Source organism: Mycobacterium sp. M26, assembly GCF_001494595.1.
Lineage (GTDB): Bacteria > Actinomycetota > Actinomycetes > Mycobacteriales > Mycobacteriaceae > Mycobacterium.
The window spans coordinates 608,104-635,086 of record NZ_LN929908.1 but is presented as its reverse complement, the minus strand read 5'-3'; the positions used below and the strand labels follow the sequence as shown (position 1 = coordinate 635,086).

General features: G+C 68.1%; 26 protein-coding genes. 15 read left to right on the top strand and 11 right to left on the bottom strand.

From position 1 onward, the window contains the following. Positions 1–13: 13 nt before the first annotated feature. Positions 14–691, top strand: a complete 678-nt coding sequence (locus BN3385_RS12540; RefSeq protein ID WP_059017081.1) for a LuxR C-terminal-related transcriptional regulator — start codon at positions 14–16, stop codon at positions 689–691. On the opposite strand, the gene BN3385_RS12535 is transcribed toward BN3385_RS12540, so the two are convergent. From BN3385_RS12535 to BN3385_RS12520, 4 genes are all read right to left on the bottom strand, one after another. Beyond that, positions 688–1,104, bottom strand: coding sequence for an ATP-binding protein (locus BN3385_RS12535; protein WP_059017080.1), 417 nt, complete (start codon positions 1,102–1,104; stop codon positions 688–690). The genes BN3385_RS12540 and BN3385_RS12535 overlap by 4 nt on opposite strands. Then, positions 1,091–1,432 (bottom strand): STAS domain-containing protein, encoded by a 342-nt coding sequence (locus BN3385_RS12530; RefSeq protein ID WP_059017079.1) that lies wholly within the window; start codon positions 1,430–1,432, stop codon positions 1,091–1,093. The genes BN3385_RS12535 and BN3385_RS12530 overlap by 14 nt, the downstream gene beginning before the upstream one ends. After that, the gene (locus BN3385_RS12525; protein ID WP_059021870.1) at positions 1,432–2,646 is read right to left on the bottom strand and encodes a SpoIIE family protein phosphatase; all 1,215 of its coding nucleotides are present in this window, start codon (positions 2,644–2,646) and stop codon (positions 1,432–1,434) included. Before BN3385_RS12525 ends, BN3385_RS12530 begins: the two co-directional genes overlap by 1 nt. A 155-nt stretch (positions 2,647–2,801) precedes the next feature. Further along, complete coding sequence (locus tag BN3385_RS12520) at positions 2,802–4,181, bottom strand: cation:dicarboxylate symporter family transporter (protein ID WP_059017078.1); 1,380 nt, start codon at positions 4,179–4,181, stop codon at positions 2,802–2,804. 106 nt (positions 4,182–4,287) lie between these two features. Between BN3385_RS12520 and BN3385_RS12515 the strand changes: the two genes are divergently transcribed. From BN3385_RS12515 to BN3385_RS12470, 10 genes are all read left to right on the top strand, one after another. Next, positions 4,288–5,865 carry a sensor histidine kinase gene (locus BN3385_RS12515; RefSeq protein ID WP_059017077.1) on the top strand — a complete coding sequence of 526 codons (1,578 nt, stop codon included), beginning with the start codon at positions 4,288–4,290 and terminating at the stop codon, positions 5,863–5,865. After that, complete coding sequence (locus BN3385_RS12510; protein ID WP_059017076.1) at positions 5,862–6,548, top strand: response regulator; 687 nt, start codon at positions 5,862–5,864, stop codon at positions 6,546–6,548. The genes BN3385_RS12515 and BN3385_RS12510 overlap by 4 nt, the downstream gene beginning before the upstream one ends. A 130-nt stretch (positions 6,549–6,678) precedes the next feature. Beyond that, the gene (locus BN3385_RS12505) at positions 6,679–7,689 is read left to right on the top strand and encodes a glycosyltransferase family 2 protein (RefSeq protein WP_197415203.1); all 1,011 of its coding nucleotides are present in this window, start codon (positions 6,679–6,681) and stop codon (positions 7,687–7,689) included. 195 nt (positions 7,690–7,884) lie between these two features. Continuing rightward, positions 7,885–7,974 carry a potassium-transporting ATPase subunit F gene (locus tag BN3385_RS28140; RefSeq protein ID WP_156432735.1) on the top strand — a complete coding sequence of 30 codons (90 nt, stop codon included), beginning with the start codon at positions 7,885–7,887 and terminating at the stop codon, positions 7,972–7,974. After that, positions 7,975–9,648, top strand: a complete 1,674-nt coding sequence (kdpA, locus tag BN3385_RS12495; protein ID WP_059017075.1) for a potassium-transporting ATPase subunit KdpA — start codon at positions 7,975–7,977, stop codon at positions 9,646–9,648. Beyond that, complete coding sequence (gene kdpB, locus BN3385_RS12490; RefSeq protein ID WP_059017074.1) at positions 9,645–11,804, top strand: potassium-transporting ATPase subunit KdpB; 2,160 nt, start codon at positions 9,645–9,647, stop codon at positions 11,802–11,804. The genes kdpA and kdpB overlap by 4 nt, the downstream gene beginning before the upstream one ends. A gap of 1 nt (position 11,805) precedes the next feature. Next, complete coding sequence (locus BN3385_RS12485) at positions 11,806–12,669, top strand: potassium-transporting ATPase subunit C (RefSeq protein WP_059017073.1); 864 nt, start codon at positions 11,806–11,808, stop codon at positions 12,667–12,669. 102 nt (positions 12,670–12,771) lie between these two features. Further along, positions 12,772–15,252 (top strand): DUF4118 domain-containing protein, encoded by a 2,481-nt coding sequence (locus BN3385_RS12480; RefSeq protein WP_059021867.1) that lies wholly within the window; start codon positions 12,772–12,774, stop codon positions 15,250–15,252. A gap of 11 nt (positions 15,253–15,263) precedes the next feature. Then, complete coding sequence (locus BN3385_RS12475; protein WP_197415295.1) at positions 15,264–15,935, top strand: response regulator; 672 nt, start codon at positions 15,264–15,266, stop codon at positions 15,933–15,935. Between the two features lie 92 nt (positions 15,936–16,027). After that, the gene (locus BN3385_RS12470; RefSeq protein WP_059021865.1) at positions 16,028–16,219 is read left to right on the top strand and encodes a ferredoxin; all 192 of its coding nucleotides are present in this window, start codon (positions 16,028–16,030) and stop codon (positions 16,217–16,219) included. Here the strand turns inward: BN3385_RS12470 and BN3385_RS12465 are convergent. After that, a complete protein-coding gene (locus tag BN3385_RS12465) occupies positions 16,212–16,898 on the bottom strand; it encodes a response regulator transcription factor (protein ID WP_059017071.1) in 687 nt (228 codons plus the stop codon). The genes BN3385_RS12470 and BN3385_RS12465 overlap by 8 nt on opposite strands. A 36-nt stretch (positions 16,899–16,934) precedes the next feature. Here BN3385_RS12465 and BN3385_RS12460 point away from each other — a divergent pair, with 36 nt between their 5' ends. From BN3385_RS12460 to BN3385_RS12445, 4 genes are all read left to right on the top strand, one after another. Beyond that, positions 16,935–18,203: a sensor histidine kinase gene (locus BN3385_RS12460; protein WP_231748720.1), complete on the top strand. Its 1,269-nt coding sequence runs from the start codon at positions 16,935–16,937 to the stop codon at positions 18,201–18,203. A gap of 95 nt (positions 18,204–18,298) precedes the next feature. Beyond that, a complete protein-coding gene (locus BN3385_RS12455) occupies positions 18,299–19,585 on the top strand; it encodes a cytochrome P450 (RefSeq protein WP_059017069.1) in 1,287 nt (428 codons plus the stop codon). Between the two features lie 18 nt (positions 19,586–19,603). Beyond that, a complete protein-coding gene (locus BN3385_RS12450; RefSeq protein WP_059017068.1) occupies positions 19,604–20,710 on the top strand; it encodes an NDMA-dependent alcohol dehydrogenase in 1,107 nt (368 codons plus the stop codon). A 326-nt stretch (positions 20,711–21,036) separates the two neighbouring features. Further along, entirely contained in the window at positions 21,037–21,510 is a 474-nt protein-coding gene (locus tag BN3385_RS12445; protein ID WP_059017067.1) for a DUF4383 domain-containing protein, read from the top strand. Here the strand turns inward: BN3385_RS12445 and BN3385_RS12440 are convergent, their stop codons facing one another. From BN3385_RS12440 to BN3385_RS12415, 6 genes are all read right to left on the bottom strand, one after another. Beyond that, positions 21,511–22,590: a hypothetical protein gene (locus BN3385_RS12440; protein ID WP_059017066.1), complete on the bottom strand. Its 1,080-nt coding sequence runs from the start codon at positions 22,588–22,590 to the stop codon at positions 21,511–21,513. 99 nt (positions 22,591–22,689) lie between these two features. Continuing rightward, a complete protein-coding gene (locus BN3385_RS12435; RefSeq protein ID WP_059021864.1) occupies positions 22,690–23,631 on the bottom strand; it encodes a Ppx/GppA phosphatase family protein in 942 nt (313 codons plus the stop codon). Next, positions 23,628–24,119, bottom strand: coding sequence for a DUF501 domain-containing protein (locus BN3385_RS12430; protein ID WP_059017065.1), 492 nt, complete (start codon positions 24,117–24,119; stop codon positions 23,628–23,630). The genes BN3385_RS12435 and BN3385_RS12430 overlap by 4 nt, the downstream gene beginning before the upstream one ends. Continuing rightward, positions 24,112–24,777 carry an FtsB family cell division protein gene (locus BN3385_RS12425; protein ID WP_059017064.1) on the bottom strand — a complete coding sequence of 222 codons (666 nt, stop codon included), beginning with the start codon at positions 24,775–24,777 and terminating at the stop codon, positions 24,112–24,114. Before BN3385_RS12425 ends, BN3385_RS12430 begins: the two co-directional genes overlap by 8 nt. A 20-nt stretch (positions 24,778–24,797) precedes the next feature. After that, entirely contained in the window at positions 24,798–26,084 is a 1,287-nt protein-coding gene (gene eno / locus BN3385_RS12420; RefSeq protein ID WP_059017063.1) for a phosphopyruvate hydratase, read from the bottom strand. Between the two features lie 120 nt (positions 26,085–26,204). Further along, a complete protein-coding gene (locus BN3385_RS12415) occupies positions 26,205–26,933 on the bottom strand; it encodes a lytic transglycosylase domain-containing protein (protein ID WP_059017062.1) in 729 nt (242 codons plus the stop codon). Positions 26,934–26,983: the final 50 nt, after the last annotated feature.

The following is a 26,983-nucleotide window of genomic DNA, read 5'->3' as shown; positions in this document are numbered from 1 at the left end:
GAGAGGACGCCGGTTGAGCACCGAGACGCCCGCCCCGGTGCGCATCGTCCTTGTCGATGACGACCGCCTGGCCCGCGAATGCCTCACCGCCCAGCTCAGCATTCACGGCTTCGATGTCACCGAGGCCTGGGACACCCCGTCGCTGCTCATGGCGGTCGGTGCCGACACCCCGTCCGTCGTCCTGCTCAACGTCAACACCCGCGACAGCGCCACCCTGCTGCAGGTCGGTCTCGACACCGCCCCCGGCGTCCAGGTCAGCGTCTTCGGCCTGCGCGAGGACGACGACGCCACCATCGTCAATTGCGCCGACGGTGGAGCCACCGGCCTGCATCTGCGCTCCGAGTCCTTCGCCGACCTGCTCACCGTCCTGCACGCTGCCGCCCGCGGCGAGTCCAGCTGCTCGCCAGCCATCTCGGCGATCCTGGTTCGCCGCGTGTATGCCCTGGCCGCCAACCCCGACCCTGACACCGCGCTGCCGGTGCTGACCGCGCGCGAGGAGCAGATCCTCAAGCTCATCGAGGACGGCCTGTCCAACCAGGAGATCGCCTCCCGGCTCACCGTCGCGCTGCACACCGTCAAGAACCACGTGCACAGCCTGCTCACCAAACTCGGGGTCAGCTCCCGCGCCGAAGCCGTCGCCGTCGCTCGTGCGCAGCGCACCGCGAAACTCGGTGCGGCGCGGCCGAACTAACGCACCGTCCGGCGCACCAGCACCCAGTGATTGCCGGTGCTATCCCGGCGGTAGGACAGCTCATCGAGCACCCGTTGCGCCAGCGCCAACCCCCGACCCGACTCGGCCATCAACTCCGGCAGGTCCACCGCATCCAGATCCACCTCGGTGGGCCGGCCGTCATCGGTGAACTCGATGCGCACCTGATCGTCGGCCAGACCAGCGGTCATTCGCAGTCGCACGGCCCGGCCCTGCGCCGAGTGTTCCATGATGTTGGCGGCGATCTCGGCCACCGCCAGATCGACGTGGATGCGCACCATGTCGGGCACCTCGGGGTGCGCCGACCACATCTGGTCGAGCACGTTCTGTACCTCGTCGAGCGTCGTCGCGCCTGTCGTGGTGTCCAGACCGTAGGCCGGCTCAGGCTGGCTCATCGAAGGCACTGTCTGCCGAAGGATGGGGCGGGAGAACACGATTGAGATTGGTCAGCTCCAGCGCGGCCACCACCCGCGTCGAGGGCGCCGCGATCCGCAGGTCCCCGCCGGCCTGCCGGGCCGCCTTCAACGCCGAGATCAACGCCCCCAGGCCGGACGAGTCGATGGACTCCGCCGCCGACAGGTCGACCACCACCCGCGACTGCCCACCCTGCACCAGGGTGAGCAACTGGGTGCGCAGCGCCGGCGCGGCCGCCACATTGAGCCGGCCCTCCGGCACGACGACGACGGCACCGGATGTTGTTGTGCGCGTTGGCCACTGCCCCATCAGCCCTCCCGCCGGATCGCGATCACGGTGACGTCATCGAGCGGCGTGCGCCCGGACACCTCGGCCTCCAAGACCGAACACAGTTCGTCCGGATCGGGATGCGCCCGCAGGAAGTCCAGCGCGTCACCGGTGTGCAACTCGCCACCGAGCAGATCGAGGGCGCCGTCGGAGGCGGCGATCAACGTGTCACCCGCACCCAGCACCACCGATCCCGAATCCCACCGCGCATCCGAGGTGACACCCAGCGGAAGCCCGGCGCCCTTGAGGTGTTCGGCCGAACCATCGGCCCGCACGATCGCCGCCAGCCCGTGCCCGGCGTCGACGTAGCGCACCACCCCCGCGGCCACGTCGAGGTGCGCGTGGAACAGCGTGACGAAGCTGGCGGTCTCGGACAGGTCATCCACCAGCTGTGCTGCAACCGCATTCACCGCACCCGCGGGATCGCCGCCGGCCGCCGAGGAGGCCGCTCGCAGCGCCGAGCGCACACTGGCGGCCAGGATCGCCGCACCCATGCCCTTACCCATCACGTCGGCCACCGTGATCGTCAGGCCATCAGGCCCGCTGTGGTGGTCGTAGAAGTCGCCACCCACCGCGAACGCCGGGATGCACACCGCGCGCACCGTGTACCCGGTCAGATCGCCGATCGCCCGGGGCAACAGTTGACGTTGCACCGCGGCCGCGCGGTCCAGATGCTCGGAGCTCTGCAGCTCCCGCTGCACCCACGCCGCCAGTTGGCTGAACGTGTCGAGCTGCGCGCTGTCCAGGGTGCGGGGAACCGTGTCGTAGATACAGAACGTCCCGACGGCATGACCGCCCGGCCCGTACAGCGGGTGGCCGGCGTAGAACTTGATGCCGCCGTCGCCGATACCGGGCACGTCCGCGAACTCCGGGTCCGACGAAGCGTCGTCGAGCACCAGGGCGCTGGGCTCGGGCTGCTCGTAGCTGCGGGCGATGACGGCCTGACAGACCGTGTCGGAACGGTCCACCGACTCCCCCAGCGCCAGACCGTCGGCGGCCAGGAACAGTTGGCGGTCCCGGTCGATCAGTGACACCGCGGCCATCGGGACGCCGAACACGCTGCGGGCCATCTGGGTGATCGGCACGAACCGGCCGTCGGCGTCGTAGACCGCCTGAATCTGCTCCAGCGAGCGCAGCCGTAGATCCTCCAATTCGGCTGGTAGCCCGTATCGTTCGCCCCGACTCGGGGCGGACAGGCCGGAATCCTCGCCATCCACCGGAACCTCAGCCGCCGCCAACCGACCTCCTCGCGCCCCAACTCACGTTCCTGCCAGATTACGCGCCGCCCGCGCCACCACACACAGCACGACACCCCGGGGATGAGCGTCCCGGGGTGTCGTGAGTTCACTATCTAGGCGGCCACGGCCTCCTTCTGCGGCGCCGCCTCGGCGGGGGCGTCCTCATCGAGCATCGTCAGTTCGTCGAACGGATCCTTGCCGGACAGAACCGAGTTGACCTTGCCCATGTCGACGGTCTTGGTCCAGGACCCGACCAGCAGGGTGGCCACCGCGTTGCCGGAGAAGTTGGTCACCGCACGTGCCTCGGACATGAACCGGTCGATGCCGACGATCAGGCCCACGCCGTCGAGCAGTTCGGGGCGGTGCGCCTGCAGGCCGCCGGCCAATGTGGCCAGCCCGGCGCCGCTGACACCGGCCGCACCCTTGGAGGCCACGATCATGAACACCAGCAGGCTGATCTGCTGACCGATCGACAGCGGGTTGCCCATCGCGTCGGCGATGAACAGCGAGGCCATCGTCAGGTAGATCGCGGTCCCGTCGAGGTTGAACGAATACCCGGTCGGCACAACCACACCCACGGTGCTCTGCTGCACACCCAGGTGCTCCATCTTGGCGATCAGGCGCGGCAGGGCCGACTCCGAGGAGGAGGTCGCGAAGATCAGCAGGTACTCGCGGGCCAGGTAGCGCACCAGCTTGAAGATCGACACCCCGGAGACGGTGCGCAGCAGCACCCCGAGCACACCGAAGACGAACACGATGCAGGTCAGGTAGAAGCCGAACATCAGCGTCAGCAGGTTGGTCACCGCGCTCCAGCCGGTCTGGCCCACCACGTTCGCGATCGCACCGAAGGCACCGATCGGGGCCAGCCACAGCACCATCGCCAGAACCTTGAACACCAGCCGCTGCAGGTGCTCGACACCGCGCAGGATCGGCTCACCCTTGCTGCCCATGGCCTGCAGCGCGAACCCGACCAGCAGCGCCACGAACAGCGCCTGCAGCACATTGCCTTCGGTCAGCGAGGAGAACAGGGAGGTGGGGATGATGTGCTGGATGAACTCCATCAGGCCACCCGACTCGTGGGCCTTCTCGGCCAGCTGCGCGCCCTTGGCTGCCGCCGACTCCGACAGCTTCAGGCTTCCACCCGGATGCAGCAGGTTGCCGACCACCAGGCCGATGGCCAGTGCGATGGTGGACATCACCAGGAAGTAGAGGAAGGCCAGCCCGCCGACCTTGCCGACCGTGGCGGCTTTGCGCACCGACCCGATGCCCAGCACGATCGTGCAGAAGATCACCGGGGCGATCATCATCTTGATCAGGCTGACGAACATGGTGCCCAGAACGCCGACGCTCTTGCCGACCTCCGGGGAGACGAGTCCGAGGATGACGCCGCCGATCACCGCGACGATGACCGCGATGTAGAGCCAGTGGGTGCGGTCGCGGCGCTTCTTGGGCGCCGGCGTGTCGCCGCTGGGGCGATCCAAAACCGTGGTCATAGTCGGTTTCCTTCCAGTTCACGAGCCTGTGGTCTGTAAGGATGGTCACAACTCGCGTGAGCCAGGTCACGCTTAAGTTCATTTAGTACAGCGGTGGAGGTGCGCAATGGCGGTACTGCCCCGCTCGTTGGCGGGCCAGGCCTTCGCGCTGCAGGCCGTGGTGATCGCGCTGGTGGTGCTGGCCGGCGGCGGGCTGGCCCTCTACGACGCCAAGCGCGACGGCGACCAGGCCGCCCGCGAACAGGTGACCGCGATCGCCGTCGCATTGGCCGACGCCCCATCCACCGCCGAGGCCATCGAAAGAGGCGACGCGACAAGGGTTTTGCAGCCGGTGACCGAAGCGGTGCGCAAGGGCACCGACATCGCGTTCATCACGATCATGGCGCCCGACCGCACCCGGTTCACCCACACCAACCCGGCGATGATCGGCGGCAAGTACATCGGCAACATCGAACCCGCCCTGCGCGGCGAGACGTACACCGAGATCTACACCGGCACACTGGGGCCGTCGATCCGGACCGTCGCCCCGGTGCGCAACGCGGCGGGCCAGGTCGTCGGACTGGTCGCCGCCGGCATCACCGAACAGAGCCTGGCGACGCGCTGGCGCTCCCAGTGGCCGGCGATCGTCGGGATGGGCGTTGGCGCCCTGGCACTTTCGTTCGTCGGGGTGTGGGCCATCCGCCGTCGCATTCTGCGCCAGACCCACGGCCTGGCCCCCGACGAGTTGCGGGTGATGTACGACCACCACGACGCGATCCTGCACTCGGTCTCCGAAGGCCTGATCGTGCTCGACCGCGACCGGGTGGCCCTGGTCAACGACGAGGCCCGCCGGCTGCTGAGCCTGCCTGCCGGTCCGATCCAGCGCACCGATCTGCCGGAGTTCCTGCGCGGCAACGACCCCGGGGTGCGCGACGAGCTTCGCGTCACCGACGACCGGGTGCTGGTGGTCAACCGCTCGGCGGTCAGCGCCTCGGACTCCGAGGTGGTGACCATCCGCGACCGCACCGAATTGCAGGGTGCGCTCGGCGAACTCAGCGCGCTGCAGATGTTCAGCGACTCGCTGCGCGCCCAGGCCCACGAGTCAGCCAACAAACTGCACACCGTCATCACGCTGGTCGAGATGGGCCGCCCCGAGGAGGCGGTGAAGTTCGCCACCCAGGAGCTCGCGCTGTCCCAACAGCTGGTGGACCGGCTCTCCGAGGCTGTCGGCGATCCCGCGTTGATGGCACTGCTGCTCGGCAAGACGGCTGAGGCCGACGAGCGCGGCATCGCCCTGACCATCACCGAGGACACCCAGCTGCCCGCTGAGGCCGACGACCTCATGCTGACCCCGCAGGAGATGGTGACCGTGCTGGGCAACCTGATCGACAACGCGATGGACGCCTGCGACCGCGACGACCCCTGGGTGGAGGTGACCGTGACCCAGGACGACCAGCGGCTGCAGATCGCCGTCGCCGACAGCGGGCCGGGGATGGACGCCCAAACCTTCGACCGCGCGATGCAGCGCGGCTACTCCACCAAAGCCGACAACAGGGCCGACGAGGGGGCCTACGACGCCGCCGGCCACCAGGGCCTGGGCCTGGCGCTAATCGCCCAGATCGTCAAACGCCACGGCGGCACCCTGGCTGCCGACATCAGCTACGCCTCGGTGGTGACGGTGACGATCGAGAGGCCGGACCGATGATCACGGTGCTGATCGTGGAGGACGAGCCGCTGATCGCCGAAGCCCACCGCACCTACCTGGAGCGGCTGAAAGGCTTTTCGCTGGCCGGAGTGGCAGCAACCGCGCGCGATGCCATGCGGATCGCCTCCGAGGCGTCGGCCACCCCAACGCCGATCGACCTGGTGCTGCTCGACCTCGGCCTGCCCGACGCCAGCGGCATTGCCCTGGCCTCGGCGCTGTCGGGTCTGCGGCCAGCCCCCGATATCATCGCGATCACCTCCGAGCGGGACCTGGAAATGGTCCGCGCGGCCGTCTCACATGGCGCATTGGCGTATCTGCTGAAGCCTTTCACTTTTGCAGCATTTCGGGACCGGCTGGAACGCTATAGCCGTTACCGCAGCGCCCTTCCGGCCGGAACGGAAGCGGCCAGTCAGGCCGAAGTGGACCGCGCGCTGGCCGAATTGCGCAGCGCCGACAAATCCGTCGCACCGAAAGGTGTCGCGCCAGCAACCAATGACGAAATCGCCCGCGCCGTTCGCGACGGAACCGACGGCGTCACCGCCGACGACGTCGCCAAACAGGTCGGGGTTTCCCGCGTCACCGCATGGCGCTACCTGGAACGATTGGCCGACGAAGGCACCGTCACGCGGCAGACCGAGTACGGCAAGACGGGCCGGCCCAGCACCCGCTATCGGTGGCGCTGAACGTGGCAAATTCAGCTGCTTGACGAAACAACCAATTGCATTACTTTTTGCTAATTTTTCTGACCAAGCCGTCGAATACCATTGATGCTGTATGACGGAAGCCCAAGAAATGTGGCGAAGGAGTATCGAGGTGACCGATATCGGCGCTGCCCGCGACCATGTCAATGGCGGGACACCGGTCCGATACGTCCTCGACGCCGACGGAAACCCCATGATCGGCGCCGACGGTCAGCCGATCATCGACCGCCGCCGCCCCAAGAGTCAACGTCGCCCGGCTAACCCGCGGGTGAGTGTCGTGGTGCCCGCCAAGAACGAGGCACCCAACATCCGCGAGATCCTGCCCTACCTCAAGGACTTCCACGAGGTGATCGTCGTCGTCAGCGAGGACGACCACGCATCGGCCCAGGCCGCCCGCGACGCGCTGCCGACCGCCAAGGTGGTGTACCAGACCCGCAAAGGCAAGGGCAACGCCCTGGCGTGCGGCTTCGCCCAGGTCACCGGCGACGCGATCGTCATGTTCGACATCGACGGCTCGGCCGACCCGCACGAGATCCCGCGCTTCATCAACGCCCTGACCGCTGGGGCCGACCTGGCCAAGGGCAGCCGCTTCTGCCGCGGCGGCGGCAGCGAGGACATCACGGTGATCCGCTCGCTGGGCAACAAGGGCCTCAACATCCTGGCCAGTGTGCTCACCAAGACCCGGTTCACCGACCTCTGTTACGGCTACAACGCCTTCTGGGCCGACCAGCTCTACATGCTCGACCTCCCCGACACCGAGGCCGAGGCGCCCGAGATGCTGCGCGGGGACGGCTTCGAGATCGAAGCCCTGATCATCGGCCGGTTCGCGCTGTCCGGCGCCGCGATCACCGAGGTGCCCAGCTTCGAACACGACCGCTACCACGGCAGCACCAACCTCAACACGTTCAAGGACGGCTTCCGGGTGCTGTGGACGATCCTGCAGGACCGTCTCTATGCCAGGGAGATCCGCAAGCTCGCCAAGCGCCGGCACGCCAGTAGCGTCCCCGGCCCCAAGCGCCCCGGCTGGATGACCGACGAGGTGCGCCACGGCGTGCGACGCATCCACCGGCTCGACCCGTCGGTCGCCGCCGTCGATACCCGCCAGTGGCAGGTCGACCGCTAGGCATTCGGAATCCGTCAAGACGCCGCCACCCGGCCGTAAAGAAAGCGTCAAGGCGAGCCGTCACCCCCGACCGGGCCTCCTAGCGTCACTTCCGTTCCCTGGAGAACGGAGAGACATGGGAGTCGTCATTTACCTGGTGCTGACGCTGGCGGTCTTCGCCGTGCTCGGCCTGGTGCAGAGGTTGGTCGAGCGGCTGTGAACTACGAGAACGCCGTCGGCCTGGTTCTCGCGGTGCTGCTGGCGCTGTTCGTCGCCGCCGCGCTGCTCTTTCCGGAGAGGTTCTAGGTGACTACAACATCGGCGGGGATCGTCTTTCTCGTCACCCTGATCGCCGCACTGGCGGCGGTGCACGTACCGCTGGGCGATTACATGTACCGCGTCTACACCTCGGAGAAGGACTCCCGGGTAGAGCGTGCGGTGTACCGGGCCATCGGCGCCGACCCGCGCTCGGAGCAGACCTGGGGCGCCTACGCCCGCAGCGTGCTGGCCTTCTCGGCGGTGAGCATCCTGGCGCTGTTCGTCTTTCAGCTGGTTCAGGGCAAGCTGCCGCTGCACCTGAACGACCCGGCCACCCCGATGACCCCGGCACTGGCGTGGAACACCGCGGTCAGCTTCGTCACCAACACCAACTGGCAGGCCTACTCCGGTGAGTCCACCCAGGGCCACCTGGTGCAGATGGCCGGGCTGGCGGTCCAGAACTTCGTCTCCGCGGCGGTGGGCATGGCGGTGGCCGTGGCCCTGGTGCGCGGCTTCGCCCGGCGCAACGCCGGCGAGCTCGGCAACTTCTGGGTGGATCTGGTGCGCGGCAGTCTGCGCATCCTGCTGCCGATTTCCGTTGTGGCAGCGATCATTCTGCTCGCTGGCGGCGTCATCCAGAACTTCCACCTGCACGACCAGGTGGTCAACACCCTGGCCGGTGCGCAGCAGACCATCACCGGCGGGCCGGTCGCCAGCCAGGAGGCCATCAAGGAACTGGGCACCAACGGCGGCGGCTTCTACAACGCCAACTCCGCGCACCCGTTCGAGAACCCGACCACCTGGACCAACTGGGTGGAGATCTTCCTGCTGCTGGTGATCAGCTTCTCGCTGCCGCGCACATTCGGCCGGATGGTCGGCAATGTGAAGCAGGGGTACGCGATCGTGGCCGTGATGGGGGTGCTCGCGGTGATCAGCGTGTCGCTGATGCTGCAGTTCCAGTCCCAGCATCACGGCACGGTGCCGACGGCGATCGGCGCGGCGATGGAAGGTGTCGAACAACGATTCGGCGTCGCCGATTCCGCGATCTTCGCCGATGCGACCACGTTGACGTCCACCGGCGCGGTGAACTCGTTCCACGACTCCTACACCAGCCTCGGCGGCATGATGACGCTGTTCAACATGCAACTCGGCGAGGTGGCTCCCGGCGGCACCGGGTCAGGCCTGTACGGCATGCTGATCCTCGCGGTGATCACGGTGTTCGTGGCCGGCCTGATGGTCGGACGCACCCCGGAATACCTGGGCAAGAAGATCACTCCGCGTGAAATCAAGCTTGCTGCAAGCTATTTCCTGGTGACCCCGCTGCTGGTGCTGACCGGCACCGCGGTGGCGATGGCGATGCCCGGCCAGCGCGCCGGCATGCTGAACACCGGCCCGCACGGCCTGTCCGAGGTGCTCTACGCCTTCACCTCGGCAGCCAACAACAACGGCTCGGCCTTCGCCGGGATCAGCGTCAACACCGTCTGGTACAACACCGCACTGGGCCTGGCGATGGTCTTCGGCCGGTTCCTGCCCATCATCCTGGTGCTGGCGCTGGCCGGTTCGCTTGCCCGCCAAGGGCATACACCGGAATCGATCGGCACACTGCCCACCCACCGTCCCCAGTTCGTCGGGATGGTCACCGGGGTGACACTCATCCTGGTGGCCCTGACGTTCCTGCCCGCGCTCGCACTCGGGCCCCTCGCTGAAGGAATCCACCCATGACCGCCGAACGTCAACCTGGCGCAACACTGGTCGCCGAACGTCACGCTGCAGTGACGACGGGCGAGAAGAAGAAGGCGACAGGCCTGCTCGACCCGAAGCTGCTCCTGGCCTCGATGCCCGACGCGCTGCGCAAGCTGGACCCGCGCACACTGTGGCGCAACCCGGTGATGTTCATCGTGGAGATCGGCGCGGTGTGGAGCACCATCCTGGCGTTCCTGACGCCGAGCTGGTTCGCCTGGCTGATCGTGTTCTGGCTGTGGCTCACGGTCGTGTTCGCCAACCTCGCCGAGGCCGTCGCCGAAGGCCGGGGCAAGGCACAAGCCGAATCGCTGCGAAAGACCAAGGCCGACACCATGGCCCGCCGCCTCACCGGCTGGTCGCCGGGCAGGCCGGGCACCGAGGAGGAGATCGCCGCGCCCCTGCTGCAACAGGGCGACGTCGTCGTCGTCGAAGCCGGACAGGTGATCCCCGGCGACGGTGACGTGGTGGAAGGTATCGCCTCGGTGGACGAGTCGGCCATCACCGGCGAATCCGCACCGGTGATCCGGGAGTCCGGAGGCGACCGTTCGGCGGTCACCGGCGGCACCACGGTGCTCTCGGACCGCATCGTCGTGCAGATCACCCAGAAGCCCGGCGAAAGCTTCATCGACCGGATGATCTCTCTGGTCGAGGGCGCTAACCGGCAGAAGACGCCCAACGAGATCGCGCTGAACATCCTGCTGGCCGCGCTGACGATCATCTTCATCTTCGCCGTCGTGACCCTGCAGCCACTGGCGATCTACTCCAAGGCCAACAACCCCGGGGTACCCGACTCACTGGCGCTCACCGGTGACGGTGTCACCGGCATCGTCATGGTCTCGCTGCTGGTCTGCCTGATCCCCACGACGATCGGCGCGCTGCTGTCGGCCATCGGGATCGCCGGTATGGACCGGCTGGTGCAGCGCAACGTGCTGGCCATGTCCGGGCGCGCCGTGGAGGCCGCCGGTGACGTCAACACCCTGCTGCTGGACAAGACCGGCACCATCACGCTGGGTAACCGGCAGGCCTCGGACTTCGTGCCGCTGCCCTCGGTCAGCCCCGAACAGCTCGCCGACGCCGCGCAGCTGTCCAGCCTGTCCGACGAAACGCCCGAGGGACGCTCGATCGTGGTGTTCGCCAAGGAGAACTTCGGCCTGCGGGCTCGCACCCCGGGCGAACTGGTCAACGCCGAGTGGGTCGAGTTCTCCGCCACCACCCGCATGTCGGGCGTCGACCTGGAGAACGGCCACCAATTACGCAAGGGCGCAGCCAGTTCGGTGGCGCAGTGGGTACGCGATCAGGGCGGCACGGTGCCCACCGACCTGGGCACCCTGGTCGACGGCATCTCCGCCGGCGGCGGCACACCGTTGGTGGTAGGCCAGAAACTCGACGGACGAGCTGAAGTGCTCGGCGTCATCCACCTCAAGGACGTTGTCAAGCAGGGCATGCGGGAACGCTTCGACGAGATGCGCAAGATGGGCATCCGCACGGTGATGATCACCGGTGACAACCCGTTGACCGCCAAGGCCATTGCCGACGAAGCCGGTGTCGACGACTTCCTGGCCGAGGCCACCCCCGAGGACAAGCTGGCCCTGATCAAGAAGGAGCAGGCCGGCGGCAAGCTGGTCGCGATGACCGGCGACGGCACCAATGACGCACCGGCACTGGCCCAGGCCGACGTCGGTGTCGCGATGAACACCGGCACCTCGGCGGCCAAAGAGGCCGGCAACATGGTGGATCTGGACTCCGATCCGACCAAGCTCATCGAGATCGTGGAGATCGGCAAGCAGTTGCTGATCACCCGCGGTGCGCTGACCACGTTCTCGATCGCCAACGACATCGCCAAGTACTTCGCGATCATCCCGGCGATGTTCGTGGCGCTGTTCCCCGGCCTGGACCTGCTGAACATCATGCGGTTGCACAGCCCGCAGTCGGCCATCCTGTCGGCGGTGATCTTCAACGCGATCATCATCATCGCGCTGATCCCGCTGTCGCTGCGCGGCGTCCGCTACACGCCCAGCAGTGCGTCAAAGCTGTTGAGCCGCAACCTCTACATCTACGGTCTCGGCGGAATCATCGCCCCGTTCATCGGGATCAAGCTCATCGACCTCGTCATCCAGTTCTTCCCAGGAATGTGACATGAATTCCCTGATCCGCCAACACTGGGCCGCGCTGCGGGCGCTGCTCGTGCTCACCGTCATTCTCGGCATCGGCTACCCGCTGTTCATCTGGCTGGTGGCCCAGATCCCCGGCCTGCAGCACAAGGCCGACGGCTCAATCGTGGAGGTCAACGGAAAACCCGTCGCCTCCAGCCTGATCGGCCAGTCCTTCACCGACGCCAACGGCAACCCGCTACCGCAGTACTTCCAGAGCCGCCCGTCGGCCGCGGGCTACGACCCGCTGACCACCGGGGCCTCCAACCTCGGCCCGGAGAGCATCGTCGATCAACCCGACAAGCCCAGCCTGCTCACCCAGGTGTGCACGCGCAGCAAGGCCATCGGTGAACTCGAGGGCGTCGACGGCGCCCGCCCGTTCTGCACCGGCGACGGGGTGGGTGCGGTGCTGTCGGTGATCGGCCCGCGTGACGCGCGCGGCGCCGTCGTGCACCCCACCGAGGTCATCAGCGTCAACGAACCCTGCGACACCACCGCGCGTCCGTTCCTGGACACCTACGAAGGGGTGCGGGTGCAGTGCGCCAAGGCCGGCGAGGACTACGCGGCCGGCCAGATCGTGCCGATCCGCGGCGCAGCACCCGCCGATCCCGCGGTGCCCGCCGACGCCGTCACGGCCAGCGGCAGCGGCCTGGACCCGAACATCTCCCCCGCCTACGCGCAGCTGCAGGTCAACCGGGTCGCCAAGGTCCGTGGGGTGAGCGCCGAAGCCGTCCGCACGCTTGTCGCGCAGTACACCGAGGGCCGCACGCTGGGCTTCTTCGGCGAGCCGAGGGTCAACGTGGTGCAGCTCAACATCGCACTCGACGAGAAGTACCCGCTCAAGAGCTGACCCGCGGTGAATGATGATCATGTGGATACCGTCCAGCCGCCGCGGGTAACCAGCAGCGGTGCGCAGTCCGCCCCGCCCGGTGACAAGCCGCGGCGGGGCGAGCTGCGCATCTACCTGGGCGCTGCACCGGGCGTGGGCAAGACATTCGCGATGCTCGGCGAGGCCCACCGGCGCCTGGAGCGCGGCACCGACCTGGTGGCCGCAGTGGTCGAGACGCACGGCCGCAAGAAGACCGCCGAACTGCTCGACGGTATCGAGGTGATCCCGCCGCGCTACCTCGATTACCGGGGTGGCCGGTTCGCCGAGCTGGACGTGCCCGCGGTACTGGCCCGCCGCCCGCAGGTGGTGCTCGTCGACGAGCTGGCCCACACCAACACTCCCGGCAGCAAGAACCCGAAACGCTGGATGGACGTCGAGGAACTGCTGGATGCCGGCATCTCGGTGATCTCGACGGTCAACGTGCAGCACCTGGAAAGCCTCAACGACGTCGTCGCCCAGATCACCGGGATCGAGCAGCAGGAGACGGTGCCCGACGAGATCGTGCGCGGCGCCGCCCAGATCGAACTGGTGGACATCACCCCGGAGGCGTTGCGCCGCAGGCTGTCTCACGGCAACGTCTACGCCCCTGAGAAGGTCGACGCCGCGCTGTCGAACTACTTTCGCCGCGGCAACCTGACTGCGCTGCGGGAGCTGGCGCTGCTGTGGCTGGCCGACCAGGTCGACGCGGCGCTGGCGAAGTACCGCGCGGAGAACAAGATCACCGCGACCTGGGAGGCCCGCGAGCGGTTGGTGGTTGCGGTGACCGGCGGGCCGGAGTCGGAGACGCTGGTGCGCCGGGCATCCCGGATCGCTTCGAAGTCCAGCGCCGAACTGATGATCGTGCACGTGGTGCGCGGCGACGGGTTGTCGGGAGTCAGTGCACCGCAGATGGGTAAGGTGCGTGAACTGGCGGCCAGCCTGGGAGCCACCGTGCACACCGTGGTCGGCGACGACGTGCCAAAGGCATTGCTGGACTTCGCCCGCGAGATGAACGCCACCCAGCTGGTGATCGGCACCTCACGCCGGTCGCGGTGGGCGCGCATCTTCGATGAGGGTATCGGCGCGGCGATCGTGCAGGAGTCCGGCAAGATCGACGTCCACATGGTCACCCATGAGGAGGCCAGGCGCGGGTTCTCGGTGCGCGCCGCGACCCCGCGCGAACGCCGGGCCCTGTCCTGGGTGGCCGCGGTGGTGGTGCCCTCGCTGGTCTGCGCCATCAACGTCGCGTTCCTGGACCGCTACCTCAACACCGCCGGTGAGAGCGCACTGTTCTTCGTCGGCATCCTGCTGGTGGCCCTGCTCGGTGGCGTGGTGCCCGCCGTCGTATCGGCCGTGCTGTCCGGTCTGCTGCTCAACTACTTCCTCACCGCACCGCGCTACACGTTCACCATCGCCGAACCCGACGCCGCCATCACCCAATTCGTCATGCTGGCCGTGGCCGTCGCGGTGGCCGCCCTGGTGGACAGTGCGGCCAGCCGCCAGCGGGAGGCCAGGCAGGCCTCCCGCGAGGCCGAGTTGCTGACGCTGTTCTCCGGGTCGGTGCTGCGCGGTGCGGATCTGGACACCCTGCTGGAGCGGGTGCGCGAGACCTACTCCCAGCGCGCCGTCAGCGTGCTGCGGGTGCTCGGCGACGACGAGCAGATCGTCGCCTGCGTCGGCGAGAATCCCTGTGTGACGGTGGATTCCGCCGACACCGCGATCGAGGTGGGTGACGACGAATTCTGGATGCTGATGGCCGGGCGCCAGCTGCCCGCTCGCGACCGGCGGGTGCTGACCTCGGTGGCCAAACAGGCCGCCGGGCTGGTGCGCCAGCGTGAGCTGACCGAAGAGGCCGGCAAGGCTGAGGCCATCGAGAAAGCCGACGAATTGCGTCGCTCCCTGCTCTCGGCGGTCAGCCACGACCTGCGCACCCCCCTGGCGGGCGCCAAGGCCGCGGTGTCCAGCCTGCGCAGCGAGGACATCGACTTCTCCGCCGAGGACACCGCCGAACTGCTGGCCACCATTGAGGAGTCGGTGGATCAGTTGACCGCCCTGGTGGATAACCTGCTGGACTCTTCGCGGCTGGCCACCGGGGTCGTTCGTCCGGAGCTCAAAAGGGTGTACCTCGAGGAGGTGGTGCAGCGCGCCCTGCTGTCGATCGGGCGCGGCGCCACCGGGTTCGGCCGCAGCGGACTGGACCGGATCAAGGTCGACGTCGGTGATGCGGTGGCGATGGCCGATGCGGGTCTGCTGGAACGGGTGCTGGCCAACCTGATCGACAACTCGCTGCGCTACGCACCCGAGAGCATCGTGCGGGTCAATGCCGGGCGGGTCGGCGACCGTATTCTGATCAACGTGGTCGACGAGGGGCCGGGTGTGCCGCGCGGCACCGAAGATCAGATGTTCGAGGCCTTCCAGCGACTGGGCGACCGCAACAACAAGCACGGTGTCGGACTTGGCCTTTCGGTGGCCAAGGGATTCGTCGAGGCAATGGGTGGCAGCATCTCGGCCACCGACACCCCCGGCGGAGGGCTCACCGTCATCGTCGACTTGGCGGCGCCGTGAACAAGGTCAAGGTGCTGGTGATCGACGACGAGCCGCAGATTCTGAGGGCGTTGCGGATCAACCTCAGCGTGCGCGGCTACGAGGTCATCACCGCGGCCACCGGCGCGGCGGCGCTCAAGGCGGCCGCCGAGCATCCGCCCGACGTGGTGGTGCTGGATCTGGGCCTGCCCGATATGGACGGAATCGAGGTGCTCGGCGGGTTGCGCGGCTGGCTGTCGGCGCCGGTGATCGTGCTCTCGGCGCGGACCGATTCCGCGGAAAAGGTCGAGGCGCTCGACGCCGGGGCCGACGACTACGTGACCAAACCGTTCGGGATGGACGAGTTCCTGGCCCGGCTGCGGGCCGCCGTGCGCCGAGGTGCGGCCGCCTCCGAAACCGACGAACCAGTGATCGAAACCTCCTCGTTCACTGTCGATCTCGCCGCCAAGAAGGTGGTGAAGAACGGCACCGAGGTACACCTGACGCCCACCGAGTGGGGCATGCTGGAAATGCTGGTGCGCAACCGCGGCAAGCTCGTCGGCCGCGAGGAGTTGCTCCGCGAGGTCTGGGGACCGGCCTACGCCAAGGAGACCCACTATCTGCGGGTGTACCTGGCGCAGCTGCGCCGCAAGCTCGAGGACGACCCGTCGCATCCACGTCACCTGCTGACCGAGGCCGGGATGGGCTACCGCTTCGAAGCCTAGGTTCGCCGACGGTGGCGGATGTGGCCCCGGCGGGCCAACATTGGCGCGGACGGCCCGGCCCTGACCCACACCCGGCGCCAACAATGACGGCCATGCACATCACCGTCGACTACACGCTGTGCGAAGGGCACGGGCAGTGCCTGATGGCCGCACCCGAACTGTTCGACCTGCCCGACGGCGCCGACCAGGTCGTGGTGCTGGACCCGAATCCGCCGGAATCCGAACGGGACCGGGCCGTGCGGGCCGCCGCCATGTGCCCGGCGCTGGCGATCGCCGTCAGCTGAGCCGGTCGGCGTCCGCCAGGTCGTCGAGCAACCGGAACCGACCCGCCATGGCCGCCGCAGCGATCCGGTTCGTCACACCGAGCTTGTGCAGCAGCGCCGCCACCATCCGCTTGGCGGTGCGCTCCGACACCAGCATGCGCTGGGCGATGTCGCCGGTCTCCATCCCGGTGGCCAGCAGTGTCCACAACCGCAGCTCCTGGTCGGACAGGGTGTCCATCAACGCCGACGGCGGCTTGCGGGTGTTGCTCAGCAGCGCGTCGAGCAGAGTCGGGTCGACGACCCGCAACCCCTCGGCGATAGTCCACAGCGGTCCCGCCAGAGACTCCGGGCGGGCCGTCTTGGACAGGAACCCGTCGGCTCCCGCACGCAGCGCCTCCTCGGCCAGGCTCAAATCATCGGTTCCCGACAGCGCCAGGATCCGGGTTCGCGGGTGGCGCGCCTTGATGTGCCGGATCGCGGCGATCCCGCCCAGCGGCGGCATGGTCAGGTCGATGATCGCCACGTCGGCGTCACAGGAGGCCACCAGGTCGGCAGCCTCCTCGACATACGTGGTCTGCCCCCCGACGCTGAACAGCTCACCCCAGTCGCGGGTCAGCAACAGGGCCAGCCCCTGCGCGAAGAGCTCGTGGTCATCGACGATGACCACGACGATCTTCGTGCCGCCGACTTTGGCGTTCATGGCCGCGATGCTAGCGGTATCCCTATGGTCAGCCGGGTGAGACAGCTCGATCCGACCGCCATCGACGACAACGACCTGGGCGTGGCCCGCATCGTGGTGGCGGTGCGCACCGCGGTGGTGGCCTCGATCGGTGTGCTGCTGCTGATCGGACCGGACTGGGTGCGCCAGCACGCCGCGATCGCCGGCGCCGTCGTCGCCGCCGCCATGGTGTACTCGCTGGTCCTGCTGGCCAACCCGCACCTGGAAGTGCGGCGCACTCGCTACGCCTGGCTGGTCGGCGCGGCGGACAGCCTCTTCACGCTGGCGCTGATCGCGCTGACCGCAGGTGTGCACAGCCCGTTGGTGTCGGTGCTGCCTCTCGTGGTGATCGCCTCGGCAGCCCGCCTGACATTCGTCGAAACCCTCTCGCTGGCACTACTTCTGGGGGCGGGTTACACCGCACTGGTCGTGACGGCCAAACCCGTACCGACGGTGGCACCGACACCGCTGTTGCAGGCCGGGTGGACGGCGCTGTATCTGGTGTTCATCGCGATCCTCACCGCAGGCCTGTCCGCACTCGCCGACCGCGAACACCGCTCCCGGGTGCGCGCCCTCGTCGAAGCCGAAGCCGAGCATGCCGCCGCCGAGGAGGAACGCGACCTGCGCGCCCGGCTGCTGCGGTCCTACCAGTCCCAGCAGGACGGGCTGCAGGTGCTGGTGCATGAGTTCCGGACCCCGATCGCCTCCCTGCAGGCGCTGATGGATGCCCTGACCGCCGACGACGACACCGGCCTGCAGCTGGCGCGCCGCCACGTCCACCACCTGTCCGACATGATCGACGCACTGTCCGACGTGGCGCTGAGCCGGCGGCCGACGTTCTCCACCGGCCGGGTCCGGCGGATCGACGTCACCGAGGTGATCGGCGCCGCCGCCGACGCGGCCGGGCTCGCGGCACCGCGCCTGCGGGTCAGCACCACCGGTGAGCTGTCCGCCGTCGCGATCAACGCCCAAGGCCTGCGCCGGGTCCTGACCAACCTGCTGGAGAACGCGTCGCGGCACGGCCGCAGCGCCCCCGTCGACGTCACCTGTACGCGCACCAACGGCGACCTGGTGATCGCCGTCGGTGACCGCGGCCCGGGCATCCCCGCCGAGAGCCTGGGCGAACTCACCGCCAAGTACGTCAGCGCCGGCGGCCAACGCGGCACCGCCGGGCTGGGCCTGTGGATCGTTCAGCAGATCGTCGAGGCGATGGGTGGGCGGGTCGACTTCTCCGCCCGCGACGGCGGTGGCCTGCTGGCCACGTTCCGGGCGCCCATCGAGCCCTGATCCTGGCCCGCGCAGGCCAGGGATTGGCACGCGCGGCTGTCCCCGACGGATGACGTCCTGAAGACGATGGGTGCGAGCACGACGGAAGGACGTCCATGACCGCGCCCACCACCGCATCCACCCGCACACCCACCCGCACCGATATCGATCTCGGCGCGCGCAGCTTCTGGGCGAAGACGCCGGAGGAAAAGGACGAGGCCTTCGCGATCCTGCGCCGGGAGAGCCCGGTGCCCTGGAGCGGCCCCGCTGAATCCGATCTGCTGCCACCGGAACTCAACCCGCAGGGCTACTGGTCGTTGACCAAGCATGAGGACATCCGGATGGCCAGCCGGCATCCGGAGATCTTCTCCTCGGCCAAGGGCATCACCATGGAGGACTTCGCCCCGGAGGCCGTGGAGATCGCCCAGTCGTTCATCGCGATGGACGCCCCGCGGCACAGCCAGTTGCGCGGTATCACCATGGACGCGTTCAAACCGAAGAACATGCGCCGCCTGGAGGGCTGGATCCGCGGCCACGCCCGCGATCTGATCACCGAGATGTCGCACCTCGGTGAAGGCGACTTCGTCGAACTGGTCTCGGTGAAGTTGCCGGGCCGCATCTTCGGCAGCTTCTTCGGCCTGCCCGAGGGCGAGATCCGGGACAAGGCCGTCAACGCCGCGCAGCGCCTACTGGGCTGGACCGACCCCAACATTCGCGGCGAGCAGAGCGAACTGGAGGTGTTCATGACCTCGGTCATGGACCTACACGCCGTTGCCGCCGAACTGATTCCGCAGCGCCGCGCCGAACCGGGCGAGGACCTGCTCACCTGGATGGTGCAGGCCGAGTTCGACGGCAAGAAGATGACCGACGACGAACTCAAGGCGTTCTTCGTGCTGCTGGCGGTGGCGGCCAACGACACCACCCGGCATGCCTCGGCACATGCCATCTACACGTTCTCGAAGTTCCCCGACCAGAAAGCCAACCTGATCGAGGACATTCCCGGCCGCATCGACACCGCCGTCGAGGAAGTACTGCGCTGGGCCTCACCGCTGCTGCACATGCGGCGCACCGCCACCCAGGACATCACGGTGCGCGGTTCGGAGATCAAAGCCGGTGACAAAGTGGTGCTCTGGTACTACTCCGGCAACCGTGACGAGGAGGTGTTCGAGAATCCGCACACCTTCGACATCATGCGAAACTCGAACCCGCACATCGCCTTCGGCGGCGGCGGCCCACACTTCTGCCTGGGCGCGGCGTTGGCCCGTACCATGCTGCGGACCCTGCTCACCGAGGTCTACACCCGCATCCCGGATATCTCGGCACCCGAACCGAACTTCCAAATCGCCAACTTCATCAACGGCATCAACAGCCTGCCGGCCACCTGGACACCCGAAAAGCACTGAGAATCAGGGAGCCACGCGATGAAGACGAAAGCCGCGGTGCTGTGGGGCCTGCACCAGAAGTGGGAGGTCGAGGACGTCGAGCTCGACGGACCCAAGCAGGACGAGGTGATGGTTCGGTTGACGGCCAGCGGCCTGTGCCACTCCGACGACCACCTGATCACCGGGGACATGCCGATGCAACTGCCGGTGGTCGGCGGCCATGAGGGCGCCGGGGTGGTCGTCGAGGTCGGTCCCGGGGTCAAGGACGTGGCCGAGGGTGATCCGGTGGTACTCAGCTTCATCCCGGCGTGCGGCCGTTGCGAGCCGTGCGCTCGCGGGATGAGCAACCTGTGCGTGCTGGGTGCGGCGATCATCGCCGGCCCACAGCTCGACGGGACGTTTCGCTTCCACGCCAAGGGGCAGGGCCTGGGCCAGATGTGTGTGCTGGGAACGTTTTCCGAGTACACCGTGGTACCGGTGTCCTCGGTGGTCAAGGTCGACCCGTCGATCGCCTTGGATACCGCGGCGCTGGTCGGCTGTGGCGTGACCACCGGCTACGGCAGCGCGGTACGCACCGGGGAGACCCGCGACGGTGACACCGTCGTGGTGATGGGGGTCGGCGGTATCGGCATCAACGCCGTCCAGGGCGCGAAGATCGCCGGCGCGCGGGTGATCGTCGCCCTCGACCCGATCGAGTACAAACGCACCCGCTCCCTCGAATTCGGTGCCACCCACACCGCGGCCACCGTCGAGGAGGCGCAGGCCCTGGTGGCCGACCTCACCCGCGGCGCGATGGCCGATGTGTGCGTGGTGAGCACCGACTCGGCCGAAGGCGCCTATGTGGCACAGGGTCTGAGTCTGGTCGGCAAACGCGGCCGGGTCGTGATGACGGCGATTCCGCACCCCACCGACACCCAGGTGGACATGTCACTGTTCGATCTCACCCTCTACGAAAAGCAGGTCCGCGGATCACTTTTCGGCTCGTCCAATCCGCGCCGCGACATCCCGCGGCTGCTCGATCTGCACCGGGCCGGGCAGTTGAAGCTCGACGAGTTGATCACCCGCGAATACACCCTCGAGGAGATCAACCAGGGCTACGCCGACATGCACGCCGGGGTGAACCTGCGAGGACTGATCCGGTTCTGACACTCTGCGTGTTCAGCTGACACATCTGTCGCCAGCGATCTATCGTGACATGGTCATATGTTGATACGTGCCCGCAGTGCCCGCCCCCACGGGCCGCGAAGGAGATGATCTGACATGCATGTTTCCGAGACCAAGCACACCGGTGGCTGCACCTGTCGCTGTAACGCCTGCGATGGTGGCCATCACTGCCACAACATCGGCAGCGGCTGCCGCGTCAAGCCGTAACTTTCTCGAATACTTCGATCAGAGCGCCGGGCAACTGACGGCGCTCTGATCGTGTGTTGTGTCGGCGATTGACGCCTACGTAGCAGGGGTATGCCTGCGCCATGGCGACCGCCAAATCGAGCAGGCTCCGACGACCGGTCGGACTGCTCGCCGTCCAGGGGGCCGCGGTGCTCGTCGCCGCGGCCTTCCTGGCCGTCGCGATCGCCGGTTTCACCCCCGGCCTGACGACCCGCCTGGACCAATTGCAGTGGTTCGGGCCGGACTCCCGAGCCCAGTTGTTCGGAGTGTTCAACACCTCGGTGGTGCACAACCTGGTGCACCTGGTCGCCGGGATGGCCGGTCTGCTGCTGGCCACCAGCTACGGCAAGGCCAGGGCTTACCTGATCCTGGGCGGCCTGCTGTTCCTCAGCCTATGGCTGTACGGGTTGTTGAGCGACCCAAAGGTGTTGCCGCTCAACAACGCCGACAACTGGCTGCACTTCTCGATCGGTGTCGTCATGGTCCTGCTGGGAGTCACCCTGGCCGGGGCCAGGGTGCCCACCGGGGCCGGCGGCGAACCGCTGATCGACGACTGACTAGTCGGCGGCCTTGTGGGCGCGCTTGCTGCCACCGGTGCTGCGGCTGTGCTCGCCGCCCTTCGACGAGCCGGCCTGCGCCGAGCCGCTGTTGTCGTTGTCACCAGGCGCGGCGCTGCCGTCGCTGGCGGCACTCTCGTCGGCACCCGATGCGACCGCAGTCGTGGTCTCCTCCGATGCTGCCGCGCGCAGCGCGGAGGCCGACGGCGCCACCGCAGCCACCGGCTTGGGCGCCGGGTTCGGAGTGGCCAGCGCCTCGGCGATCTGGGTGTTCAGCGAGCTCACCACCACCCGCACGCTCGGCACGTAGGCAGGCACGCTCGCACCCAGACCGACCGTCATGGCCGCGATCGTGCCGGGCACCCCGAGCGGGCCCAGCAGCCCACCGACGACGGCGTTCCAGGCGTTCTCGACCGGGTTGGCCGTCCCCAGCGCCGCGACGGTATCGGTGACGACCTTGACGACACTGCCCACCACCACCTGCACCTGCCCGACCACCGCCGCCGCGATGTCAGGCGCCAGCGATACCAGGGTGTTGACCACCGCCGTCGCCCGGGTGATCACACCGGTCAGGACGTAGTTGCCGGCGGCCAGGGCCTCGGTGCCAGCGGCCTGCACGGCCGTCACCAACGTATTGATAGCACCGGGAACATCCAGGGACAGCACGTCGCCGGCGGCGTTCCACACGCCTTCGCTGAGCAGGCTGGCACTGTCCAGAAGACCTCCGACCCCCTGGTATAGGTTGTCGGACCCATTGAGTCCCAGCTGCCGGATCACCGGGAGCGCATCGGTGATGATCTGCGGGAGCAGCCCCACCGTGGCGAGATCCGACCATGGTGCGGTCAGCGTCACCGGACCGGCGGTCGCGAAGAGGGCAAGGTTGAACAGCTTCAGGCTGGACAGCAACTCGGTGACCGGGCTGTCGAATCCGGCCAGTGTCACTTCGGCAGAGATTGACGGAACCGGGATCGCGGGCTGGTGCAGGTCGGGGGTGGCGACCACGGGGGTCATGGCGATGGCACTGGCCCCCACCATCGCGGCGGTTCCGGCGATCAGGTGCGATCGAAGTGAGATCTGCATGGCGTCCTCTCTTGGTGACCTCGATGTCGGAGCATCAAGTTACCTGAGAAGAAACTGAGAGGAAGCCAAAATTGACCCGCCTGTTTCTCAGCTTTCAGGTCAGCTGATGGACAGGGCGATGCCGTCCAGGATGTCGTGTTCGCTGACGATCAACCGGTTTATCCCGGCCCGCTGCCCCAGCGCGTCGGCCAACTCCTCGACGACGATCGAGCCGCCGCCGATCACGTCGACGCGGCCCTCATGCATCGGCCCCAGCGCGGCCCGCTGGGCGCGGGTCATCCCGATCAGCTGGTCGCACACTGGCAGCAGTTGGTCGAACGACACCTGCGACAGATGGATCGCGTCGGAGTCGTAGGTGGTCATGTTCTGTGCCAGCGCGGCCAGCGTGGTGAAGGTGCCGGCCACCCCCACCCAGGTCTTCGCCTTCTCCACCGGCACCGCGCGCAGCGCCTCGCCGAGCCGCTCGCGCACCACCTCGCGGGCCGAGGCGATCTCGGCAACCGTCGGCGGATCGGAATGCAGGCAGCGTTCGGTCAGCCGCACACACCCGATATCGGCCGAGAACGACGCCTGCACACCGCCCTGCTCGCCCAGCACCACCTCGGTGGACCCCCCACCGAGGTCGACCACCACGAAAGGTGCCGCATCCGAATCCAATTCGCCGACCGCACCGTTGAAGGACAGCTCGGCCTCTTCGGACCCGGTGATCACCTCGGCGATCGCACCGGGCACCACCCTTCCCAGCACCTCGGCCGTCATAGCGAAGAACACGTCGCGGTTGGACGCATCGCGGGTCGCCGACGTCGCCACCATCCGCACCTTGCCGACCTCGAAACGCTCCAGCAACGCGGCGTAGTCGACCAGCGCCGCGCGGGTCCGCTCCAGCGCGTCGGGCGCGAATTGTCCAGTGGCGTCGACACCTTGGCCCAGCCGCACGATCCGCATCTCGCGGTGCACATCGCGCAGCCGCCCGTCGATGCGGTCGGCGATCAGCAACCGGATCGAGTTGGTGCCGCAGTCGATCGCCGCCACCCGGGTCACGTCCACTCCCCCTTCACCAGGATTCCGGCCATCGCCGGCTCGGCGGCCAGTACCGCCAGCGCTTCATCGCCAAACGGGTTGAGCCCACGGCCTTTTGCCAACGAGTGCGCGATCAGCACATGCAGACACTTCACCCGGTCGGGCATCCCGCCACCGGAGAACGTCGTCCCCAGCGGGTCGATCGCATCCCGCTCGGCCAGATACGACTCGTGGGCGCGGCGGTAGGCCGCGGCGACCTCCGGGTCGGCCTCCAACCGCTCGGTCATCGACTTCATCAGGCCCTCGGACTCCAGCCGGCTCGCCGCTGCCGTCAGCGCCGGATGGGTCAGGTAGTACAGCGTCGGGAACGGTGTGCCGTCGGGCAGCCGCGGCGCGGTTTTCACCACTGCCGGTTCACCATTGGGGCATCGGTAGGCGATCTCGAGTACGCCGCGTGGCTCACGCCCCAGCTGCTGGGCCACCGCGGCGAGATCGGCCGGATCAACCACCGGGCGGCACCGGGGCCGGCGGCGGCGCGTTCGGATCGACCGGCGGCGGGGCGTTGGGGTCGACGGGCTGCGGCGCCGGCGGCGGACCGTGCGGCGTATCGGCGATGGTGTGCCACAGCGAGGTGTACCAGGGGTCGTTGTTGCGCACAGCCTCGGTCTGCGGGCTCGCGCCCGGCGCCGGTACCGCCCCGGGCGGCAGCTGCACCTGGTAGGGAATGTCGCCGGGCATGACGAACCCGAGCCGCTCGCGGGCCTGGGCGGCGATGTACACCGGGTCGGCCAGCTTCTGCTTCTGCGATTCCAGGTCGGCGATCTGCTGGCGCAGCATCGCCTCGGTGGCGGCCAACTGCTTCATCTCGGTGCGCTGGGCGAAGTAGGTGCGCACCGGTCCGGCGATGGTCAGCGTCAGCACGCACACCACCGCCGCCAGGATGGCGGCACGCCGGGCGGTGAAGCCCAGCCGCTGTTCGTTGCGCTGCTCGGTCGACGCGGCGATGGCCCGCCGGATCGGCTCGGTGACACTGTGCGCGGTCTGCTCGGCCTGCGGCCGGGGCTCGCGCTTGGCGGCGGAGGTGGCGCGAGGGCGATTCCGACTCGACGCCCCCGGCCGGGAGGCCGGGGAACGCCGCTTCGGATCGGGCCGCTTGCTTTCCGCCACAATGACGTCCTGAGTGAGTCCTACTCGCCTGCCACGAACCGCGGGAAGGCCAGATCGCCGGCGTACCGGGCGGCGTCGCCCAGGGCTTCCTCGATGCGCAGCAGCTGGTTGTACTTGGCCACCCGCTCGCTGCGCGCCGGTGCACCGGTCTTGATCTGGCCGCTGCCGACGGCGACGGCGAGGTCGGCGATCGTGGTGTCCTCGGTCTCGCCGCTGCGGTGGCTCATCATCGTGCGGTAGCCGCTGTTGTGGGCCAGCGACACCGCGTCGAGGGTCTCGGTGAGGGTGCCGATCTGGTTCACCTTCACCAGCAGCGCGTTGGCCGCGCCGCGCTCGATGCCCTCTTCCAGGCGCTCCGGATTGGTGACGAACAGGTCGTCGCCGACCAGCTGCACCCGGTCACCGATCGCGGTGGTCAGCTCCACCCAGCCGTCCCAGTCGTCCTCCGACAGCGGGTCCTCGATGGACACCAGCGGGTAGGCGTCGAGCAGACCGGCGTAGAACTCGGCCATCTGGGCGGCGGTCCGGGTCTCCTTCTCGAAGCTGTAGCCCGTTCCCGCGGTGAAGAACTCGGTGGCGGCGACGTCCAAGGCCAGCGCCACGTCGGACCCGAGCTTGAGGCCGGCGCCCTCGATGGCGCTGCCGATGAGATCCAGCGCGGCCTTGGTGCCCGGCAGATCGGGAGCGAAGCCGCCCTCGTCACCCAGGCCGGTGGCCAGGCCCTGCTTCTTGAGCACCGACTTCAGCGAGTGGTAGACCTCCGCACCCCAGCGCAGCGCCTCCTTGAAGCTCGGCGCGCCGATCGGGGCGATCATGAACTCCTGGACGTCCACGCCGGTGTCGGCGTGCGCGCCGCCGTTGATGATGTTCATCATCGGCACCGGCAGGATGTGGGCGTTGGGTCCGCCCAGGTACCTAAACAGCGGCAGCGCGGCACTGTCTGCGGCAGCCTTGGCGACCGCCAGCGAAACGCCGAGGATGGCGTTAGCGCCCAGCCGGGACTTGTCCGGGGTGCCGTCGAGGTCCAGCAACGCCTGATCCACGAGTCGCTGGTCGTCGGCGTTGAGCCCGATGACCGCTGGGGCGATCTCGTCGAGCACCGCCTCGACGGCCTTCTCGACACCCTTACCGCCGTAGCGGGCCGCGCCGTCGCGCAGTTCGACGGCCTCGTGCTCGCCGGTGGACGCGCCCGACGGGACGGCCGCGCGGGCGAAGGTGCCGTCGATCAGGGCCACCTCGACCTCGACGGTCGGATTACCGCGGGAGTCGAGAATCTCGCGGGCCGCAACCTGCTCGATGATGGGCACTGGCTTCTCCTTGCGTCGTGGTGTGCGACGAACGTCCTCGTCCGGCTCTGGGCGGCTGGCCCACTGACGGCTCATAGCCTAGATGGTCGGTGGACCCCGCGAGGACTATGAGGAGGGCTGTCAGAGCGGGTGTCCCTGGGCGTAGGCCGTCGCCCAGTCCCGCACGGTGCGGGCGTACTGGTCAGAGTGGTTGTAGGCGTGCAGGGCATTCATCCAGCCGCGCGGGGTGGCCAGGTCTTTGCCACGGAAGCACAGGTAGCCGGCGGCCGACAGCGCGGCGTCGTCGAAGTTGTCCGGGCTGATCACCCCGTCGTTGTTGGCGTCCACCCCGTAGAGCCGCCACGTTTCCGGGATGAACTGCATCGGGCCCATCGCGCGGGCGTACACCGGGTCGCCGTCCAGCGACTCCTCGTTGTCGATGATCTCGAGGTTGCCGTTGGTGCCGTCGAGGTGCACGCCGCGGATCGGCGGGCTGACATCCCCGTTGGGGGCGATCGTCGCCCCGCGGTAGGTGCCGTGATGGCTTTCCACCATCCCGATACCGGCCAGCGTGGTCCACGCCAGATGACAGTTGGGGTTCTCCACCTCGGCCACCCGCGCGGCATAGGCGTAGGCCTCCAGTGCCTTGACCGGGATGCCGAGCGCGGGCGCGCGTTCGGCTGCCCACTCGTGCAACTGGTCGGCGGGCCTGCCCTTGGCGTGAGTGTCGATCGCGGGCACCGGGTCGCCGGCCGGCGGCGGAACGCCCTCAGGGATGGGGGTGCCCAGCTGCCACGAACAACTCGCGGCAAGCAGCACGGCGGCTGTCGCGATGACGGCGCCAGCCCGCACCCAACGCGATGACGACACGGAACTCCTCGAACCCACTTTCGGTCTGTACATCGTCCCACGGGTTCAGG

Coding starts and splice junctions, on each gene's coding strand:
- BN3385_RS12465 (WP_059017071.1), bottom strand. CDS start 16,898: ATGAACGCCAAAGTCGGCGGCACGAAGATCGTCGTGGTCATCGTCGAT.
- kdpB (WP_059017074.1), top strand. CDS start 9,645: ATGACCGCCGAACGTCAACCTGGCGCAACACTGGTCGCCGAACGTCAC.
- BN3385_RS12515 (WP_059017077.1), top strand. CDS start 4,288: ATGGCGGTACTGCCCCGCTCGTTGGCGGGCCAGGCCTTCGCGCTGCAG.
- BN3385_RS12450 (WP_059017068.1), top strand. CDS start 19,604: ATGAAGACGAAAGCCGCGGTGCTGTGGGGCCTGCACCAGAAGTGGGAG.
- BN3385_RS12485 (WP_059017073.1), top strand. CDS start 11,806: ATGAATTCCCTGATCCGCCAACACTGGGCCGCGCTGCGGGCGCTGCTC.
- BN3385_RS12520 (WP_059017078.1), bottom strand. CDS start 4,181: ATGACCACGGTTTTGGATCGCCCCAGCGGCGACACGCCGGCGCCCAAG.
- BN3385_RS12440 (WP_059017066.1), bottom strand. CDS start 22,590: ATGCAGATCTCACTTCGATCGCACCTGATCGCCGGAACCGCCGCGATG.
- BN3385_RS12455 (WP_059017069.1), top strand. CDS start 18,299: ATGACCGCGCCCACCACCGCATCCACCCGCACACCCACCCGCACCGAT.
- BN3385_RS12445 (WP_059017067.1), top strand. CDS start 21,037: ATGGCGACCGCCAAATCGAGCAGGCTCCGACGACCGGTCGGACTGCTC.
- BN3385_RS12530 (WP_059017079.1), bottom strand. CDS start 1,432: ATGGGGCAGTGGCCAACGCGCACAACAACATCCGGTGCCGTCGTCGTC.
- BN3385_RS12510 (WP_059017076.1), top strand. CDS start 5,862: ATGATCACGGTGCTGATCGTGGAGGACGAGCCGCTGATCGCCGAAGCC.
- BN3385_RS12535 (WP_059017080.1), bottom strand. CDS start 1,104: ATGAGCCAGCCTGAGCCGGCCTACGGTCTGGACACCACGACAGGCGCG.
- BN3385_RS12470 (WP_059021865.1), top strand. CDS start 16,028: ATGCACATCACCGTCGACTACACGCTGTGCGAAGGGCACGGGCAGTGC.